Genomic DNA, 21,470 nt, shown 5'->3' with positions numbered 1-21,470 from the left:
TGAAACACCGGGACGCCGAGCGGGGAGGGAACACCGGGTGGGTTCCTTCCATGAGGCGCTCGACGACCTCCTGGAGTGCTTCCGCCAGTTCGAGGAGTGGTTACCGGGCTGCCTCGGCGAGGTCATGGAGTTCCTCGTCCAGATCCCGCAAGCCGACGAGCTGCAGCTCTACCACCTGGCCGACCTCCGCACCCAGCTGACCGAGCTGCTCGCCGAGTATCAGGAGCAGGTCGGCCCGATCGGCAGCGACATCGCCACGACGTTCTCGGGTGGCCAGGCCGGCGGCGCGGACACGTACCGGGCCAAGTACATGCGGCACATGAAGGTGGCCGCCTCCGCGACCGAGTCGAGCGGGTCGCTGGCCGAGATGGTCCGCGCGACCGGCAACTCCGTCGAGTTCATGAAGCTGATGGCGCTGTGGGATCTGTTCGATCTCGCGATGGCCCTGTTCGCCGCGATCATGATGCTCATCCAGACGCTCGGGCTCTCGACGATCGGCGTCGCCGCCGCGTACACCGCGACACGGATGGCGATCACGAAGGCCGCCCGGGAACTCGTCCAGGAGATCTTCGAGCACGGCGCCAAGGCCGCGTTCAAGCAGGCCCCGAAGGCGATCCGGAACCAGGCGCCGAACGCGTTCCGCGACATCCGGCGGGGCGCCAACCCGTTCGTCATCAACCGGAACGGCCTGATTCCGAGGCTGGTCGACAACGTCCGTGACCAGGGGTGGCGGCGGACGCTCGGGCGGACGCCCCAGGCGGTCGGGCGAGGGCTGCGGCAGGCGCCGAGCGCGGGGTGGCGCGGCGTCCGGGAGGGGGCCACGAACCTCTGGCGCGGCGCTCGCCATCCGCTGGACTCGCTCGGCACCCGGATGGCCCAGCACCAGGCCGCCCGGCAGGCCACTCGCGAGGGCGGCGGGCGGCTGAGCCGCTTCGCCGAGCTCGACCGGCTGGCCCGCTCCGCACCGGACGCCGCCGCCGCCCGGGCGGCCGCCATCGCGTCCCGGCAAGCCCAGCAGGCCGCGGTCGCGGAGGCCCGGCGGGAAGCCGCCGAGCAGTTCGCGGAGAAGACGACCCGGGAGAAGCTCGCCGCGACGGCGGCCAACACCGGGAAGTACGTCTGGGAGAACACGCTGGAGGGTGCGAAGGGCGGCCTCAAGGAGGTCGGCACCTCGATGGCGTACATGGTGGCGGCCGGTCACCAGGACCACATCGTGCTGGTCGACGACGAGTACGGGCGGCCGGGGCTGCTCAACATGACCGGCGAGGAGGCCATCACCGGCACGGTGTCGTCGCTGGTGAAGCGCGGGCACGACGGCGTGGCGATCGACACCGTCGGCGAAGGAACCGGTGCGCTGACCGCGTCCGGCGTCACCTATGCGCTGGACAACCCGTCGAGCTTGCAGGATTGGCTGTTCGGGCAGGGACAGGGAATGACGTCCGCCGGGCAGGAGGCGGCGTATTCGCTGCTCGGCGGCTTGCGCGGGCACCACGCGGCGGGGATCGGCGCGACCGAGGCGGACGTGGTGACGGCGTTGGCCGGGGATCCGGGGCTCGGCGGGGATCCGGGCGTCGGCGGCGGCCCGGCCCCGGCGCCGTCCACCGGGCTTCCCGGCACCGGAGCGCCCGGAGCCGGGGCACCCGGAGCCGGGGCACCCGGAGCCGGGGCACCCGGAGCCGGGGCACCGGGCGCGGGAGCGCCCGGAGCTGGGGCGCCGGGCGCGGGAGCGCCGGGAACCGGGTCGGCGGGTAGCGGGTCGGCGGGGTCGGGCTCGGGGAGTTCGTCTGCGGGCGGCGGCAGTTCGTCGAGCTCGGGGTCCGGAAGTTCGGGGTCGGGCAACTCGGGATCGGGCAACTCGGGATCGGGCGGGGGCCGGTCGGACTCGGGCGAGGGTTCCTCGGCGGGCGGAGACTCCGGCTCCACCGGCGCGGGGACGACCGACGCGGGCTCCACCGGCGCGGGGACGACCGACGCGGGCAGCGGTCACACGGGCAGCACGAGCGACGCCGGTGCGGCTGCTCCCTCGTCGTCCGACACGGCGCCCGCGTCCGACGCGACCACGTCGGACGCCGGAGGTCCCTCGGGGTCGGCTTCCCCCGAGCCCGCCGCGGCCGACGCGCAGCCCGCGTCCACCTCGGACTCGCCGGGCCCGGAAGCGGAGCAGCTGTCGACGGACTCCGCCAGCCCTCCCCCAAGCGGCGAGAGCGCTACCCCAGCCTCCGCTGACGTCACCCCCACCGACGCTGCCCCGGCCGACCCGCAGGTCGCCAACAACACCAACTCGCCAGCAGACACGGCCGCCGACGCCCCGGCCGCTGACGCGCCGACGGCCGACGGCGCGGGCGCGGACACCCCGGCCGCCGACGCCCCCGCCGCGAACACCCCGCCCACGGACGGCCCGCGCGCGGATGCCGGGCCGGCCGACGGCGCGGGCGTGGATGGCTCGGCTGCCGACGATGCGGGCGGCCCGGCCGCCGACACAGGGTCGGATGACTCCCCCGCCGCTGCGACCCCGGCGGCGGACGCCGACGGTGCCGGCTCTGGCGCGGATACTTCGCCGTCGCTGGACGCGGATACGCCCGCGGACGGCCCGGCGGACGCCGCCGACGGTGTCGGAGCCGCGGGCGGCACCGACACCGGCCTCGCGGGGCAGGACTCCAGCACCGCCGAGCAGCCCACCGACCAAATCGGATCGCCGCCGGAGCGGGACGCGAGCCCGACGCCTCCGACCGCTACCAGTCCGGTCGTGTCCGAGGCGGACCTGCCCGCCGCGGCGGCGCCCACCGTCGAGCCTGCCCGGCCGGGCGAGCTCACCCAGCAGGTACTCGACGCCATTCTGCAGGAGCCCCCGCGGACGCCGGAGCAGGCGCGACTCCAAGCGCTGGTCAGTGGTCTCTTCGCCGACGAGTCCGGCGCCGGAACGTCCGGTGCGACTCTGTCGGCGCTCCGCACCGCCGTCGCCGAGCACCACGAGGCGGCGGTCGCACTGCTGCTCGCGGCCGGCGCCGCGACCGCGGGCCTGGCCCGCAGCCGCCCCGCCGGCCGCCCGGCCGGTCGGAGCCCGGCGAACGGCACGGCCCCGCCCACGGACACCGCGACCCGCGAACCAGTGTTGTCCCGCGCGCTGCGAGGCCCGGACACGGACCCCACGGATGGGCCCCTCGACGACGACCCCCCGAACGACGGCACCCCGAACGACGGTGCCCCCAACGACGGTGCCCCGCGCGGCGGCGGCTCGGACGACGGGCCCGGCACGTCGTCCGACTCTGTTGACCTTCCCGCGGACGTCGTCGCCGCGTTCACCCATCCGGACGTCGTCGCGCGGCTGGCGCAGGAGTCCGCGGATTACTTCGGCGACCTGGCCGCCCGGCGACAGGCGCTGCAGAACTGGATCGACGAGGTCGCGCCGGACACCGAGTTCGCGGCGGCGGTAGAAGCGATCGTCGCGGTCGTCGGCGAGGAGATCGCCGCGCTGGAACAGCGGATCGCGGAGCTGGACGCCGACCCCGAGGTCTCCCGGCGGCACGTCCGCCGGACCGCGCGAGCCGCCCGTTCGCACCACCGCGCCGCCGACGAGGCCAACACCCGCGCCGAGGCGCTGACCCGCGAAGCCAACCGGCTGGCCGAAGCTGCCGAGCGGACCCGGGCGGACCACCCGAGCACCGCTCACCGGTTCGCCGCCCGCAGCCGCGACGCCGCCCTACGAGCGGCGCAAGCGTACGAGGTCGCGCAGCGCGAAGCGTCCATGGCCCGAAGGGATCAGGCCGCGGCCGACGCGGCCGACGCAGCGGTCACCGAGCTGGCGCAGAAGCAGGCCGAGCTGGACAAGCTCCGGCAGAACATGGCTGCCGCGCAGCAGGCGATCGCGCCGACCGACGAGCTGCGCCGGGCGATCTCGCCCGACTCCTACACCGACCCCGACCTCGCGGACGCCCCCACCAACTGGCTCGACCAGAACACCGACTGGTCCGATCCGGACAGTCCGACCGCGCGTCCGATGACCTCCGACGACCCGCTGGTCGTCGAGTCCCGGCCGGGGATCCACGAGCGGGCGCCGGCGGATCAGGTCCGGTCGACCGACCCGACGCTGGGCTACCGGCCGCCGCTGCTGTCCCACCAGCGGCTGCTGGAGATCGCGCTGCTGCTCGAGTTCGGCACGATCCCGGTCCACCCCCGGGTCGACCAGGGCACCTGGCTGCGGCGACTCAACGATTTCGGGCGCGCGTTCGACCCCGAGCGGCGGATCAACTGCGCCGACGCCCGGCGGGCGTTCGTCGATACCTGGTTCGGGCGGCCGCGGGTGGCCGCACCCGGGTTCCGTAGCGACTACGCCGATCTGACGTCGGCCGACGCCGACCATCCCGGCGACCTGTCGACCGCGACCGACGAGAACTGGACCGGCGGACGGTTCCAGGAGGTCGTGCCGTTCCAGCACGGCGTGGAGGTCGGTACGCCGGCCTCCGACGAGGCACTGCGCCTCGGCGAGCAGCGCATTCGCGACGCGCTGCTCGCGGCGGGACCGGGATCGGTGGCGATGCTCAACGCCGCGTGGCGGTCGCCGGCCGGCGACGGCCACGCGTGGAACGCGATCAATCAGGACGGCGAGATCCTCTTCGTCGACGCCCAGAACAACCGGATCAGCCCGCACTTGGAGTACGGGCAAAGCATCCTGTTCCTGGACATGATCGTGCTCGACCCCACCGGTGCCCCGGCTCCGGTGGACGGCTTGCCGATCTCGCATTTCAGCGCCGCCGAGCTGACCGACGAGTACCGGGACGCCGCGGCGTCCGGCCCGCCCGCCTCCACGCCGCCCGCGTCGGCCGACACGTCGGCGCCGCGTCTGCGGGCCGACGCGGACCAGGCTGCGCAGATCCTGGCCGACCTCGCCGACCCCACGCACGTCGCCCGGCTGGTCACGGAGTCGGACAACTACTTCTCCCACCTGGACGAGCGCGTCGCGCGACTCACCGGCGAATTCGACCGGATCGCCGCGGCCCGCGCGGATCAGTCCGATCGGCACACCGCGCTGAACTGGGAGGCACAGGAGGCGGCGCGGCTCCTCGGCTTCGCCAGGGACCTGGAGCAGCGGGCCGAAGCCGCGGAACCCGACTCGCCGGACGAAGCCCACCGGCTCCGCGGAAAGGCCCGCGCTCTGCGCGACCAGGCGGTGGCCCGCGGTGCCGCGTGGAAGGTCGCGCGTGCCGACCTGGATGCCGAGATCGACGCCCTCCGCGACGACGAGCGTCGGCTGAACGCGGCGCTCTCGCCCGACTACGACCCGGACGCCCAGCCCGACCTCGTTGATGTTGCGACGAACTGGGTCGACCAGAACACCGACTGGACCGACCCCGCCAGCCCCACCGCTCGCCCGGTTACCACGTCCGACCCACTGGTGCACGGGACGTGGGCGACCGGTCCGCTCGCGCGCCTCCCTGCCGACCAGATCCGTGACCACGATCGCGTCACCGGCTACCGGCCGCCGTTGCTGGCGCACCAGCGCTTGCTCGAGCACGCGCTGCTGACCGAGTTCGGCGGCATCCCGCTCCGTCCGTCGGTCGACCGGGGCGACTGGCTCTCCCGCGTCAACGCGTTCGCCGCGGCCCACGACGAGGGTTGGCGAAACAACTGCGGCGACTCCCGGCGCGCCGTCATCGACACGTACTTCGGGCGCCCACGAGTGGCCGCGCCGACCGTACGCAGCGCGTTCGATCCCGACCAAGGCGGCGCGGTCGTCCACCCCGGCGACGAGGGATGGGTCGACGAGTGGTGGACCGGCGGACGGTTCCAGGAGGTCGTGCCGTTCCTCGACGCGGTGCCTGCGGATTCGGCCGAGGCGGCCGCGGCGGTGCAGAACGGCGTCGACCAGGTCGCCGCGGCGCTGCTCGCAGCGGGCGACGGCGCGGTGGCGCTGGTCAACGTCAGCTGGCGGGGCGAGCAGGCCCACGCGTCTCTCGTCGTCAACGAGGGCGGCCGGATCCGCTGGGTCGAGACCCAGACGGCGGAAGTCACCGACGGACCGATCTTCGCCCCATCGGCGGTCGAGTCGATGCGGATGATCGTGCTCGACGCGCAGGGCCGGCCGGTGGCGGTCCCGGGCCTGCCGATCTACCTGGGCAGCACCCACTACACGAACAACGACCCGCTGCCGCCCGGCTACGAGGCCGTCGCGACGCTCACCCCGTCCCGTCCCGTCGGCTACGACGCGCCGGCCGACGGCCTCCACGGCCCGGCCGACGCCGACCAGGCGGACCCCGCTGCGCAGATCCTGGCCGACCTCGCCGATCCGGCGTACGTCACCCGCCTCTACGACGAGTCGGGATCCTACTTCTCGCACCTGCACGACCGCGTCTCGCGCCTGGCGGTCGAGTTCGATCGGCTCGCTGCGGTCCGCGCCCCGTTGGACGCCCGCAACGCCGCGCTGTACTCGGACCTGGAAGACACCCTCGAACTCCTCCGGACTGCCAGAGATTTCACGCTGCGGGCCGACGCAACCGAAGCCGACTTCCCCGATAACGCCTACCGTCTCCGGGCAAAGGCCCAAGCTCTCCGCGACCGCGCGGCGTCACGCATGGCGAAATGGGAGGTCGCGCGCGCCGACTTGGATGCCGAGTTCTGGGCTCTCGACGACGAGCAAAGTCGGCTCAATGCGGCGCTCGCGCCTGACTACGACCCCGATGCGCGGCCCGAACTCGCCGCTTTTTCGACGAACTGGAACGACCAGAACATCGACTGGACCGACCCGGCCAGCCCCACCGCTCGCCCGACGACCGAGTCCGACCCACTGGTGCACCGGTCACAGGCGACCGGTCCGCTCGCGAGCCGACCTGCCGACCAGGTCCGTGACTACGACCGCGCAACCGGATACCGGCGACCGTTGCTGGCCCACCAACGCCTGCTCGAGCACGCTCTGGTGAGCGAGTTCGGAACCATCCCGCTCCGTCCGTCCTTCGACAGGGGCGACTGGCTCTACCGCATCAACGCGTTCGCGTACGGCCAGGACGATGGCTGGCGGATCAACTGTGCCGACGCCCGGCGCGCCGCGATCGACACGTACTTCGGGCGACCGCGCGTGGCCGCGCCGACCGTACGCAGTGCGTTCAATCCCGACAATCTCGAGATCCTCCGCCCGGGCGAGACGGTATCGGCCGACGAACGGTGGACCGGCGGACGCTCCCAGGAGGTCGTGCCGTTCCTCGACGCGGTTCCGTCGGACTCAGCCGAGGCGGCTGCGGCGGTGCAGACCGGTGTCGATCGGGTCACCGCCGCGCTGCTCGCGGCAGGCGACGGCTCGATAGCCCTGGTCGACGTCAGCTGGCGGACCGGCTCCGGCCACGCGTTGACCGTCGTCAACGAGGGCGGCCGGATCCGCTGGGTCGACACCCAGACGGCGCTCGTCACCTCCGGGCCGCCGTTCGGTCCCGGGGACATCGACTTCATGGGGATGCTCCTGCTCGACGCCGACGGCCGGCCGCTGGCGGTCCCGGGCCTGCCGATCGTCGCGGACAGCATCCACCACTCGGACAACGAGCCGGTGCCACCCGGCTACGAGGCGGTGGCGACGCTCACGCCCTCACAGCGCACCAGGTACGTCAGCCTCCAGGGCCCGGCCGACGCAGCCGACGCAGCCGACTCGACAAGCGACGCCGACGCTGCCGCCGCCGAACCCCTCGCCGCGCCGGAGGGGCCGACCGAGCTGGTTCCCCTCTCGGCCGGGCTGGCTGCCGCCCTCACCGATCCGGACCCGCGGCAGACGCTGCTACGCGCCGAGGCGGACTACTACGCCGACCTGGCCACCCGGGAACAGCGTCCGGATGGCGACCGGTTCGAGCAGCTGACGCAGACGTTCCACGCGCTCCGGCAACTCGATCAGATCGTCGACCTGACCGCCAAGGCAGCCGCGGCGGCGGCCGGCCGGCTCGCCGAACTCGATGGGCCCTTGGACGCGGCGGAAACCGACGCGACCCGCGCTCAGAATGCCGCCCGCCGCCACCGGCGCGCCGCGGACAAACTGCGGTCGACCGCGGAGAGCCTTCGCTGGCAGGCGGAGGCCAAGCTGACCCGGGAGGCGCCCGAGGCGGGTAACCCGGTTTCGGCCCTGCTCATCCGTGCCCAGGGCCGGCAGCTGGCCCGCGAAGCGCGGCTCGCGCTGGCCCGCGCCGAGCGCATCCAGGCCCTGGCCGACGACGCCTACCGCGACGCCGCGGCAGCACAAGCCACCGTCGCGGAGCTCGCCCCGCGCTGGAAGGCAGTCCGCGCGACCCGGGACTCGCTCCTCCGCGATCAGCACACGATCGCCGCCCGTACCGCCGAGGTCCGGGCGCTGTACGAGCAGCAGTCGCGCGCGCTCATCGAGGCAGCGGCCGCCGACCCGTCCGGCGGTGTGGACGAGGACCTCACCCGGATCGCCAGGGTGACCGCGGAGACCCGCCTGGAGTTGCTGCGGGAGGACAACCAGTACTTCGCCGAGCTGACCGCAGGCGAGGAGCGTCCGGACAGCGACCGGCTCGACCAGCTGACGCAGACGTTCACCGAACTCGCTGCGCTCGATCAGTCGCTCGACGAGCTCACCGAACGCGCGGCCCGGCAGACCGAGCGGGTCGCCGATCTGGATCAGGCACACCGGACCGCACTCGAGTTCGCGCACCGGACCGCCGAGGCCGCACGTCAGCAGGGCGAAGCGCTCAGCCTCGCGTGGCTACGCGCCCGGATGCTGACCACGCACTCCGGCGAACTGTCCGATCACGCCGCGCAGGACCGCGCCCGGCGCAGCCTGATCGACGCGTTCCGGAACGCGGTCAAGAGCAGGCGGCTCGGCTCCGAGGCTCGCGCCGCGATGGCCGCGGTCGACCGGGCCCAGGCGTCGTTCGAACGGACCTCCCGCGCGGCCGAGGCCGCGAAGAAGGCCGCCGAGCGGTTCGGGCCCGCGTTGGACGCGGCCCGGAGCGTCCAGAATGAACTGACCCGCGAACGTGACGACGCTGCCGCCCGGGTCGACGAGCTGCGCGCGCTGCACGACCGGCAGCAGCGCGAGCTACCCGGCGGCACGGACACCGACCGGCGCCCCACGGGCACGACCGAGCCCACCGATCCGCTCGCCCCGCTGCGTGACCCGGTGCTGCAGGCGGAGTTGGAGCAGCAGTCCGAGGAGTACTTCCAGGACCTCACGCGCCGGGTCGACAAGCTGCGCCCGTGGCTCCGGGGCGTCGCGGCGCTCGGCAGGCGCAAGGCCGCGATCGACGCTGCCGAGGCCCAGGCCGTCCTCTACTCCCGCTGGGCCGACGAGTCGGACGAACTGGCCGCGCTCGCCTCCGACGCCGGGACGGCGGCGAGCTTCCGCGTCGAGGCGGCGCGCCTCCGCGACCTCGCCGCGCAAGCCGCAGCGCAGACCGCGGACGCCCCCACGATCCGGCAGAAGTACCGGGACGCCGAGCAGCGGCTGCTGGCGATCGGCCCGCACTTCGATCCGACCGATCCGGTCCAGGCAGGCGCGCCGACGAACTGGGAGGAGCAGAACGCCGACGTCGGCGACCTCGCCGGCCCGGACGACCCGACCGTCCAGCGTTCGCCAGCCCCCGGCGCGGCCGGGCGGAAGCCCGCCGACCAGCTCCGTACCTTCGGACGCGAGGGGTACCGCCGGCCGCTGAAGGCTCACCAGCTCCTGCTGGAGTCCGCGCTGGTCCGGGTGTTCGGCGGCTTCCCGGTCCATCCGCGCGTCGACGTCGGCGACTGGTTCGCGCGGCTCAACGCGTTCGGCGCCGACAAGGACGGTGGCCGCCGGATCAACTGCATCGACGCCACCCGGTCGTTCATCGACACCTGGTACGGCCGTCCGCGCGTCGCCGCGCCGATCGCCCGCAGCGCGTACCGCGACAACGACCCGAACCGGCTGATCCGCGCCGACCGGACCGGCGACACCCGGGCGACCGACGAGGAGTGGACCGGCGGCCGCTACCAGGAGGTCGTGCCCGCCCAGGAGCACCTGGACGAGGACGCCGCGGAAGAGGCCGCCCGGAAGGGCTTCGACCGGATCGCCGCGGCGCTGCTGCAGGCCGGTCCGGGCTCCTCAGCGATGGTCGCGGTCGGCTGGCGGGACGGCGGAGGACACCAGTTCGCCGCCGTGAACCAGGACGGCGTCATCTGGTGGCTCGACCCACAGACCGGGAAGCGCGACACCGCGCCGTTCCACGACCCCGAGCGCGTCACGTTGATGGACGTGCTGGTTCTCGACGCGGACGCGCGCGCGGTCACCGCGGACGGGCTGCCGCGCTCCCCGCGGAGCGGTGCGCACACGACCGACCAAGCCCGCCCGACGGGCGCGAACACACCCACCGGCCCGGTGGACCCGTCGGAGCGCATCCGCCGCCTCCACACCAGAGCGACGACGTCCCGGAACCCGCTGACTCGCGCGCTCGCCGCCCGCGAGCTGGACGGACAGCTGCACGGACTCGGCCTGGTCGCACCGCGCATCGACCCGGTCACCGGCGACCCGATCGGCGGCTCCCCGAACTTCGACACGGCCGTCCGCGCGCTCGACCCGGACGTCCGGGCCCTGGTCGAAGGCTGGAAGGCCGACCGGGACGCGCACCGGGACGCCGAGCTGGGAGCGCGTGCCAGGGCGACCCGGGTGGCGCTGCTCGACCAGGAGGAGCTCGGGCTGACGCGCGCCCGATCGGAACTGGCCGACCGGCGTCAGGACCTGGACCGGCGGCTGGCGGCAGTCGAGTCAGGACAGCCCGATCCGGGGCCGTCGGCAGCGCCCGCACCGGCGGCGGCAGCGCCGCCGGAATTCAGCATGGACGGTCCGGTGCGCCGGATGGCTGCGCCCCGGCTGGTGGCCGACGACTCCCGCGAGATCCTCCGGTCGCTTCCCGGGCCGACGACCGCGTTCTCGTCGGCGCACCTGCAGCCCGACGGGCTGGTGCGGCTCACCGGCGACACCGGTCGGCTGCGGGTGCGCGTGGTCGTGACCGACTCGTCCGAGCTGGTCCGGGTGACGACCGGCGCGGACGGCCTCGTGACGCTCACCGTCTCGGAGCGAGCCGGACGCCGCGCCCTGGAGCAGGCGCTGCCGTTCGCGATCGACCAGGCGTGGGCCGCGACCGTCGACGGAGCGCCGACCGGCGCCGACGTGTTCGGGCCCGGCCCGGTGTCCGGTCCGATCGACCCGTCCCGGGTGTCCGCCCGCGACTACGCGCGCCTGCTGGGCATCACCCGGACGCTGGACGCCCTCGACCAGGCCGCGCACCGGCCGGTGGCCCGCGCACGCCTGCTCGCACGGGCACGGTCGGAGATCGCCGCGGCGGGTCTGGCGGCGCCCGCGGACTCGGGACGCGCGTCGCTCACCGCCGACCTCGACACGAACAGCGAGGGGTGGCCCCAGCGGCGGGCTCTGTTGCCCCCGGACCTGGCCGGACGGATCGCCGCACTCGACCCGGCCCCGGCGGTGGGGCTGGCCGCGTCGGTCACCGGTCGTGCTCCGCTGACCGGGGACGTCGGCCGGGTCCAGCAGGAGGAAGCCGCGACGTGGGCGGCGTCCGCGGCAGCGGCGGGGACGGCCGACCCGGTCCTGCGGACGCTGCGGGCCGAGCTGGAAGCCGAGCGCGCCGCGGTGCGCGCCCGGGAACAGCGGCTCACCGCCGCACGGTCGCCCGGCACCCCGGGCAGCGCGAACACCTCGGGTAATGCGAACACGCCGGGCGGCCCGGGAACGCCCGCCAACCTCGGCGGGCCCGGCGGCCCAAACACCCCCGGCGGCCCAAACACCCCCAGCGGGCCTGGCGCGCCGGGCACCCCTGGCAGCCCGAGCAACCCCGGTGGGCCTGGTGGCCCTGGCGGGTTGACGCCCGGTGGGCCTGCGGGTGGTGGGGATCCTGACGGGCCGCTCTTCGGGGCCGACCCGGTGCAGAACCTCCGGCGCGCCACTTGGATCGCCGAGGTCGCCGGTGTCCACCGGATCGAGGCGGTCCCGAACCGGCCGGGCCTGTTCGCCGTCTGGCCGACCGCGACCGGGCCGGCGTTCCCGCTTGCGCTCGGCGTCGACGCGAGCCTGGCGCCGGGCACCGCCCGCGCCGCGTCCGCGATTCCGGGTGCCCCGGCCGGTGCCCTCGCGGTCGCCGTGCCGCCGACCGGGCGCCGGGTGGACGTCCAGATCGAACTTGCGGCCCAGATCGCCGCCCACCTCGCCGCGCTCCGGCCCGGCGTCGGGCGGGTCGACCTGCTGACCGACGGCCCGGCGTTCGCGCAGCTGCAGGCCGGCCGGGTGCCTCCGTTCTCCCCTGCCGACCACGCGGCGCTCGCGCGGGTGCGCGGCCGGGCCCGCGAGGTCGCGGACGCGCTGCCACTGATGCGCGGCGCGGCACGTGCCCGGTTCCGCCAGTCGCTGATCGACGCGCGGCTGCTCCCGCCCGACACGACCGCCGCGGACGCCCGACCGGCCCGCGGAGCGGATTCCCGGCCCGCTCAGGAGGCCGCCGCCGCCCGCCGCCTGGCCGCCGCGGTCCGCGCCGGCCTGCTGACGACCGACGTCGCCGATGCCGCCGCGGCGGTGAGCGGCGCGCAGACGACCGTCGCGAGCACCCGGGCCGAACAGGCCGTGGTCCGGGCCGTGGCGCTGCTCGGCGGCGAGGCTACGCCGCGCGGCGGTGGCCTGGTCGACGTCGTTCCGGACGGTGCACCGTCGGCGACCGTCCGGGTCGTCGTCGGTGAGCCGGGCGGCCGCCCCGCGGTCGTCAGCGTGGAGTCCGGCACCCTGGTGGTCACGGTCGCCAGGGACGCCGATCCCGGCGCCGCCGCGATCGACACCGCCCGCGCGATCGCCGGCGCGCTGGCCACCGCACTGGCGACCGCGGCACCCGCCAACGCCCTGGGCAGCGCGGCCCCACCAGGAAACGTCTTCGGCCGCCACCCGCTGCCGCCCGGCGCCCGGGCAGCCGACCGGTCGGTCACCGACCACCAGGACCGCGCGGAGCTGGCCGAACTCGCCGAGACCGCCCGCACGGCCCGCGGGTTCGCCCGGCAGGCGGCCCGGCACCGCCTGGCCGCGCGCGCGGCCGAACTCGGCTTGCGGGCCGGGGCCCGGGACGCGGCGGCCCGCCGCGCACTACTGACCCCGGCCTCGGGCGCCGACCCCACGAGCACGAGCGGCGCCCTGGCCCCGGCCACGACCCCGAGGACCCCGCCCCCGGACCTCTCCGCCGCGCTCGCCGACCTGGTCGACGACCGCCGTCCCCGCCCGGATCCGGACGCCGTCCTGCGCTCGCTCACCGCGGACGCCGATCGCACCACCGGCGACCTGCCCGGCCTCGCCGCAATCGTCGGGGTGACCAGCGCCCGGATCGACCCCGCCAACCCCGACACCCTCGTCCTGACCCCGCACACCGGCGCGCCGCTGACGATCCGGCTGTCCGCGGGCCCGGTGCCCAGCGGCGTCGTCGGTCTGGCCGACGCGGCGAGCGGCACGATCGTTCTCGACGACCGGGCGCAGCCGACCGACGCCGCGATCGCCCTGGCCGGCGCCGCCGCCGAGCTCCTCGCGATGCACCAGAACGCGCCGACCGGCGACCCGATCCTGCGGTCGGGTCCGGCGTCCGCGCCGGTCACGGCGGACCAGCTGACCGTCACCGACCGCCGCGCGCTGGCCGAGGTGCACGCCGCGACCGCGCAGCGCAGCGTCCGTGGCCGGAATGTCCGGGCCACCGAGATCCTGCTGGCGCTCGGGCGGGAACACGGCCTGCTCGGCCCCGGCGACGGCGCCGTGCTCCGCCGCGGCCTGCTCGACCCGTCCACCGAGCGCGTCCTCGCCGCGCTGCACAACCCCGACGCCCCGGCCGGAGAGAGCGCGGCCGAGACCTGGGCGGTCACCCGCGCCCGGCAGCAGGCCGAGGCGGTCGCCGCCCGGTACGCGGTCGGCGGCACCACCGCCACCACAACCCGCCTGGACGCCGAACGACTCGCGCTAACCGCGGATACCCACGCCCCCGGCACCCTGACGATCCGCACCGGACAGTGGACACCGGCCGACGGGCCGGGCGCCCCCGGACGCGTGACGCGAGGCCCGGACGGCCCCGAGCTGACCGTCTTCACCGGCGCCGACCCGCTCGCGCTCGACCGGCTGGTGGCCCGGGTCGTCGCCGGGGAGCTCGCCGCCCTCGCGGGGTCGCCGGGTGGGATCAGCAGCGACGACGCGGCGGCCGCCGCGGAGCTGGCGGTCGCCGCGGACCAGGCGACCGACGAAGGGCTCGGACGCCGGGCGCGGCGGCGGGCCGCCCGGACGGTGGCCACTCTGCGGGCGGCGGCCGACCTGGATCCGTCCTCGCCGGGCGGCGAGCGCCGGTACGAGCGGCTCCGGGACGAGGGCGCGCTCGACGACGCCGCCCACACCGCGCTCGCCGGGCTGCTCGACCCCGACGCGGTGGGGCTCCGGCGGCAGACCCGCGCGGCGCTGGAGTCCGCCGCCGAGATCGCCGGTGCGGACGCCGTCGACCTGGTCGGGGACGGTCTCGCGGTGGTGACGCTGCCCGGCGGCCAGCAGGTGACGATCGAGGTCGCCGACGGCACCGGCACCCCGGCGATCCGGGTGAGCGACCAACCCGACGTGATCACCGCACAGCGCCCGGAGCCGGTACGCCCGAACTACGACGCGACGACTGTGGACCCGCTGGCCGGCCTGCTGGTGCCGCTGCAGAACGCCGGCCCGGCCGACCTGATCGCGCTGGCCGGCGAGGTGGCCGCGCGGCTCGCCGAGCGCCGGGGCGTACCGGCCGGTCCGCCGGTGCTGCGGCCGGGCCGACCCACCGGCCCGCTCCACGCCGACGACCACCGGATCGCGGACGTGGCCGGCCTGGCCCGGCTCCACGTGGCCCTGCAGCTCGCGCCGGAACTGGCGGCTGAGATCATCGTCGAGCTGGGCCTGGACCACGACACGATCGGCGCAGCCGAGCGGCGGGCCACGCTCCCCGACCAGCTCAAAGCCGCAGTCGAAGCGCTCGACGGCGCGGCCGGCAGCACCCCGAACGTGGACGTGGCCCTCGCCGCCACCCGGCGCGCGTTCACGACCAGCGGCGACGAGGTCGGCGTCCGCCTCGACCCGAACGCGCCGAACATCGTCCGGGTGCGCTTCCCGGATCCGACCCGGCCGACCGATCGCCACGCGGACCTGCAGGTCGACGTCGCGGTCTACCGCAGCACCGACCCGGCGGCCGAGCCGGTCGTGTTCTCCGACCACATCGACCACGGCCTGACCGTCACCGTCAACGCGGGCGCGTCCGCCGCGGACGTGCGGCAGCGGGTCGAGGTCGGCCTCACGCTGTGGGCGCGCCGGCAGTTGACACCGTCCCCGACGGCGGTGCCGCTTCCCGCCGACGGCCCGCTCCCGCTCGACCCGAACCAGTGGCGCGACGACCACTACGCCCAGATCGCCTCGCTGCGGGTGCTGCTCGAACAGCTCGCCGAGGCGGAGTCGACAGCGTCCGGCCGGCTGCTGCTGCGCGCCGCCGTGCTGCGGTCGCGGATCCGGCAGCTGTCCGGGCGACTCGGGCTGGACCGCGGTGTCGGCCGCGTCGGTTCGCGGCTGGACGCGCTGGTCAACGAAGGTTTGTTCGCGCCGCAGCACGCCCGGACCATGCTCTCGGTCGACCGGCCCGGCCGGCTCCGGCCGATGGCCCGCGCCGCCGACCAGCGGATCCGGCGGCTGATCGAGACCGCGGGCGCCGCGATCCACGAACTGGAAGGCCAGCACGGCATCGCGTCGGTGACGTGGCGCCGGGCGCCGTGGAGCGCGGACGACGACCGGACCGGCACCTACCTGGTCGTGCTGGAGAACGGGCGCCACCTCACGCTGGAGGTGGTCGCGGGTGCGCTCGTCGACACGCTGGCCGCCGACGGACCCACCGACCCGACCGGGCAGCTGGCCAGCGTCACGCTGAACCAGCGGCGGCCGTGGTGGGTCACCAACGCCGAGTGGACGCGCCGCGTCGAACGCGAGGCGGTCGCGCAGACCGTCGACCTGGTGACCCGGCAGCCGGACGTCGGCCAGTCCGCGGCCGACGCCCTGGCGACGACACCGACCGACCACGAGGTGCACCGCGGCTCGCCGGGTACCGGGCCGTCCCGCCCCAGCCCGGAAGACCGGGCGGTGCTGGCCCGGATCAGCATCTGGGCCCGGCAGCTGGCCGACGCGCTGGACGACAGCGAGGATCCGCACGCGCTGGCACCGGCCAGGGACATCGCCCGGCTGCGCGCGTTCCGGATCGGACGGCAGCTCGACGCGGCGCTGGTCCGGCACGGTCTGGACGCGGGTGCGCCCGGCGCCGCCCGGCTGCGCGCGCACCTTCCCGACGGCGTCCGCGCCGTGCTGGAGGAACGCGAGGGCGGGCGAGCCGTCGCCGACACCCGCGCGGTCACCGCGCGCGGCCGGGAGGCGCTGCGCGCCGCCGCTGACCTGGGCGGGTTCACCGTGCGGGAGCCGACGCCGGGCGAGTTCGAACTCACTCACCCGAGCACCGGGCCGCTGGTTCACCGGATCCGGGTGTCCGCCTCGTCGGCGCACCGGTTGCCGTCCCAGGCCGGGTTCGGCCGGGGCGCGGTCATCCGTCCGGCCTCCGGCGGCGGTCCGGTGCGCGTCAGCCTCTCCCCCTGGCTGGAGGACACGCAGGTCGACCTCGTCGTGGCCCGGATGCTCGCCGAGATCACCGCACGCGACCCGAACCACGCCGAGGTCGACGGCCGGGTGCTCGAGATCGCCGCGGCCGTCGACCGGATCCGGCAGGCACGCAACCCGGTGGAACGGGGCCGCGCCCGGCGGGTCTTCGCCGAGCTGGCCCGCCGAGCCGGGCTGGAACGGGACGCGCCCGACGTGGACGCCCAGCGAGCGCTGTTCGCGCGGCGGCGCGAGGTGCTGGAGGAACTCGACCGGCTCGACGGCCTGGGCCGCCCCACCGCCCTGGACGTCGACGCGGTGACCGCCGAACTGCAACGGCTCGCGCCCGCCGCGGGGGTGGTCGCGGTGCGGCCGAGCGCCACCGACCCGCGCGCGCTGGAGCTGACGCTCGCCGACGGGATCACCACGACCGTCGTGCTGACCGCCGACCGCTCCGAACGCGGACGGCTGGCGCGCAGCACGCTGGGCACGCCGGTCGGTGCGGGAATCGGCGCGGTTCTCCACGTCGACCCGCGCGGGCAAGGGCTGCCGCGGTCGGCGGCGCTGGTCCGCGAGCTGGCGCGGATCGCGGCCGAGGCCGAGCGGCGGGCCCGTGGGCTGCCGCTGGACGCCGCTCCGGTCCTCGCCTCCGGCCCGCGCACCGACCCGATCGACCCGAACGACCTCAACCCGGACGATTGGGCGCTCGCCGCCGAGGGCCGGTACCTGGCGCGGGTCTACGCCGACACGCAGGCACCGGTCGGCAGCGCCGGCTGGCGGCTCGCGCGGCGCCGTCGCCAGGCCGGGGCCACCGACTCCGCTCCCCGGGATCCGGGCTCCGGCGGCCGGCGCACCCGACGCTGGATCGCCCGCCGGCTCGACGCGCTGGCCACTGCCGCCGGTCTCCAGCCCGGCGAGCCGGGCAGCGCCGTGCGCCGCAACGCGCTACCGGCCGAGTTCGCCACGCTCCTGGCCGAGCTGCAGGACGTCGACCGGCCCGGCGAGCGGACCCGGGCGGCCGAGGCCGCGCTGACCGCGCTCGGCGACGACCTGAACCTGCGCGTCCGCCGGGACGGGCGCGACCCGAACGACCCGGAGATCACCCCCGGCACGCAGCCGCGGTATCGGGTGACGATGCCCAACGGCCAGGACGTGCGGGTCGCGGTCTACGTCGACTCGCTCGGGCCCGGCGTGCTCGCCACGACCGAGGTGACGACGTTCGACGGCGGCACTCCGCTGGTCACGCTGCTGGTCTCCGAGGACGCGTCCGCCGACCGCATCCACACCGCGGTCGTCCGGGAACTCGCCGGTGTGCTCGGCGAACTCGCCACCGCGCCGGGATCGGCCGGCGACGGTCACCGGCTCGGCGTCCCCACACCGCTCACCGGTGACCTGCTCCGCGACCTCGCCGCCGGGGGTCTCAGCGCCGCGCACTTCTCCGCGCTCGCCGAGCTGCGCGCGCTCGACCGGATCGCGCATCCGGACGCCCACCCGACCGACGTGCCGGGTGTGCGCTCCGGCCCGCGCCCGACCCGGGCGGCCCAGCGGCGCGCCACCCGGCTCGCCCGGCAGCTGGTGGCCCGGCTCGGGCTGGCCGCCGACTCCCCCGCCGCACCCCCCCTCCGCGCCACGCTTCCGGCCGAGTTCGGGCCGATCATCGACCGCCACGACGGCAGCCGGTCACGCCCGAACCCGAACGCCGCACTCGCGGCCGGCCGGGACGCGCTGGACGTCGCGTTCCGCTACCGCGGCCTGGACGGCTCGGACCTGCGGCTGGAGCCGACCGCGGACGAGAACGAGGTCCTCGTCCGGTTCCCGAGCGGGCCTCCGGTGCGGGTGACGCTGGTCAGCCCGCCGGCGGACGGCCCCCCGGTGCCGGAGCTGGCGCACGGCCGGGCGGCCGCCGCCCACCTGGTCCGCCCGGGACACGTGGTGCTGTACGTGTCGCCGTCGGCGCCCGACGTCGCGATCCTGCGGGAGGGCGTCCCGGAGGCCGTGCGGCTGCTCGCCGCCCTGGACCCGGCGGGGGTGCCGGCCGGGTCGCTGCCGCCGGCCGACGTCGCGCGTCTGCGGATGTTGTTCGACCGGCGCACCGCGCCGGGCGGGGGCCGGATGCGGTCCGGTCTGGACGCGCTCACCACCGACCGGCCGGGGCTGCGGCCGCGTCTGCGGGCAGCCAGGCACGGCGTCGGCGGACGGGAGGCGGACAACGCGCTGCGCCTCGCGCTGGTCCGCGCCGGCCTGGCCGCCGACCAGCCGGGAGCCGCCGAGGTGCGTCGTCGGCTCCCCGCCGACCTGCAAGCACGGCTCGCCCGCCTCGACGGCGCGACGCCCGGCCGGACCCGGGCGCAGCACGGCGCCGCGCTGCTCGCGGCGGCCACCGCCGCGCCGGACGACCTGGCCACCGACGCCCGGGTGCACGCCGTCCGGGTGGAGCCGGTCGGCGGCGACTGGCACCGGGTGACGGTGACGCTGAACGAGAACGATCCGCCTGCCGCGCAGGTGACGTTCCTGCTGACGGCCGCCGACCTGCCGGCCGGGGTCACGTCCACGGTGGACGCCACCGACGGCGACCGGTTCCTGATCGCCGCGTCCGCCTCGCCGGCCCGCGCGCAGGCAATGCTGGCGCGGGAGATCGCGTGGCGGGCCGCCGCACGCCGCGGCGTCACCGACCCGCCGAGCGGCGCCGATCCGCTGTTCACGCTGGACGCGACCGGGGAGCGCGTGCTCTCGGCGTACGGGGAGGGCGAGATGGCCTACCTCCGTACGGTCGCCCGGCTGGACGGTGCCCGCTCGGCGCCGGTGCGCTGGCTCTCCGAGCAGGCCGTCTCGCCGTGGTTCGTCGAGACCGTGGCGCGTCTCGGCCTGCATCCCGCGCTGCCCGGGGGCGTCGAGCGCGGCGTCGCGGTGCTGTCCGGCGAGCTCGACACGATCCGCAGGCTCGTCGCCGACCTCGACGATCCGTGGACGCGGAGCGTCCGGAACCGCGCCGAGCCGGGCATGCCGACCGGCACGCCGTCCAAGGCCACCTACCGGTGGAAGGCCGTCACGTCCACCGGGACCTCGCTGCTGGTGGCCAGCGGTCTGTCGTTCCTGCTCAACTACCCGACCGGCGGCTGGATCTCGCTCGCGCTGGCCGCCGTCGTGCCGGTCACCGTCGGCACCGGCGAGTGGGTCACCCGGTACCGGAGCCGGAAGGATGCCGACCGCAAGGAAGCGATCGCGCAGGGCGAGGCCGACGGGGCGCGGCGCGCGGTGGCCGCGGACCTCTCCCGGCTCGACGCCGATCTCGACGTCGCCGAGCAGGCGTCCGGCCGCGGCCGGGGCTCGGCGCTGCCGGGGACGGCGCGGAACACCCCGTCGGCGCGCAAGCCCTCGGTCGCGCGGCTGTTCAGCCGTCGGCCGGTGCCTGCCGACCGGTTCGACCGCGGCGTGGAGCGGCGGCGTTACCGGGGGCCGCGGAGTGCGGTGTTGCCGATGCGGACGTTCATCCGCAAGACCGCTCCGGCGCCGACGGCGTGGAGTGCCCTGGTCGGCGGGCTGGTTGCGCGCTTCGGGCCGATCAGTCAGCTCCGGTCGGTCGTGATCGGTGCGGCCGCGGGTGCGGTGGCCGGTGTGGCGGGGTCGATCGGTGAGTGGCTGAAGTACCGCAGGCAGGAACAGGAGCAGGACCGCGATACCGACCGGCAGTACGACCGCGACTTCGAGACGCGGCATCTGGAGAACGTCGCGATCGCCACCGCCCGGGACGAGCAGATCGATCGGCTGATCGCGCTGAACGACCACTACACGGCGATCGCGATCGCGCTCGGCGTGCCGATCCCCGGCTACCCCGACCCGGACCCCGCCGAGCGCGGAACCGGTGACACCCGCCGCCCGCAGCGCGCGGTCACCGCCGATCTGCAGCGGCCGGAAGACCTGTCGCCGTACTCGCTGCGCAACGAGCTGCCGTCCCTCACCGAGCACCTGGCCAAGTCCGGCCTGTCCAGCGTCGGCCTGGGCACCGTCGCGAGCACCACGGCGGTCGGCCTCATCGTGGGCGGGCCGGTGGGCTGGGCGATCATCGGCGTCGGAGCGGTCGGCGGGGTGGTCGGCACCGTGCTCGGTGGTGTGTCGGAGTCGCGCATGCAGGCCCAGTGGGACCGGCTGCGGCAAGCGCGGGAACACGACGAGAACGAGACCGACGTCGAGCTGGCGACCGAGACCGCGATCGTGCAGGCCACGATGGCGCGAGAGACCCAGGCCGTCATCCGGCTCATCGACGCGATCAGCGACCACCTCGGCATCAACCTGACCACCGGACCGATGCCGCAGCCGGAGCCACGCCGGTTCGCGCCGGTCAAGCAGGCCGACTCGGGGCGAGCCAAGCTCAAGAAGCTGTGGGACCCCAGCTACCTGCCGCGGACGCTTCCGGCCGCGATCGTCCACACCGGCGTGGGCGCGCTCGCGTACGGCGTCATCCAGGTGATCGCGCCGGTCGCGCCCGGTCTCGCCGGGCGGCTGGCGTCGGTGATGGGCGCGCTCAGCGACAAGTGGGCCGACAGCGCGGAGAAGGACCGGGGGAAGGCACGTCAGGTGCCGCATAGCAACCAGATGTCGCAGGCTGCCGTCGACGACGAGCAGCAGCGCGCCCACCTCGCGGCCCTGTACGAGCACCTGGCCGACAAGGCAGTGGAGCTGCGGGCCGCGCTCATCGCCCGGATGCAGCAGGGCACCGGCCCGGCGTCCGGCGTGGGTTCCGGGCCCGGCGGTCTGCCCGCACCGCCTCCGCCGACGATCGGACCGCCCGACCCGCCGGACCCCAACGGCCCGCCGCCCGGCGCCCCGTAGGGAG

General features: G+C 75.7%; 1 protein-coding gene. It reads left to right on the top strand.

The genetic code is table 11. The features are described from left to right. The first annotated feature begins 37 nt into the window (after positions 1-37). Positions 38-21,466 carry a toxin glutamine deamidase domain-containing protein gene (locus BUB75_RS24210; protein WP_073260078.1) on the top strand — a complete coding sequence of 7,143 codons (21,429 nt, stop codon included), beginning with the start codon at positions 38-40 and terminating at the stop codon, positions 21,464-21,466. Positions 21,467-21,470: the final 4 nt, after the last annotated feature.

Origin of the sequence: Cryptosporangium aurantiacum (assembly GCF_900143005.1) — a bacterium.
GTDB lineage: Bacteria > Actinomycetota > Actinomycetes > Mycobacteriales > Cryptosporangiaceae > Cryptosporangium > Cryptosporangium aurantiacum.
The sequence above is the reverse complement of the archived record's forward strand: the minus strand, read 5'-3'. Positions and strand labels throughout refer to the sequence as shown.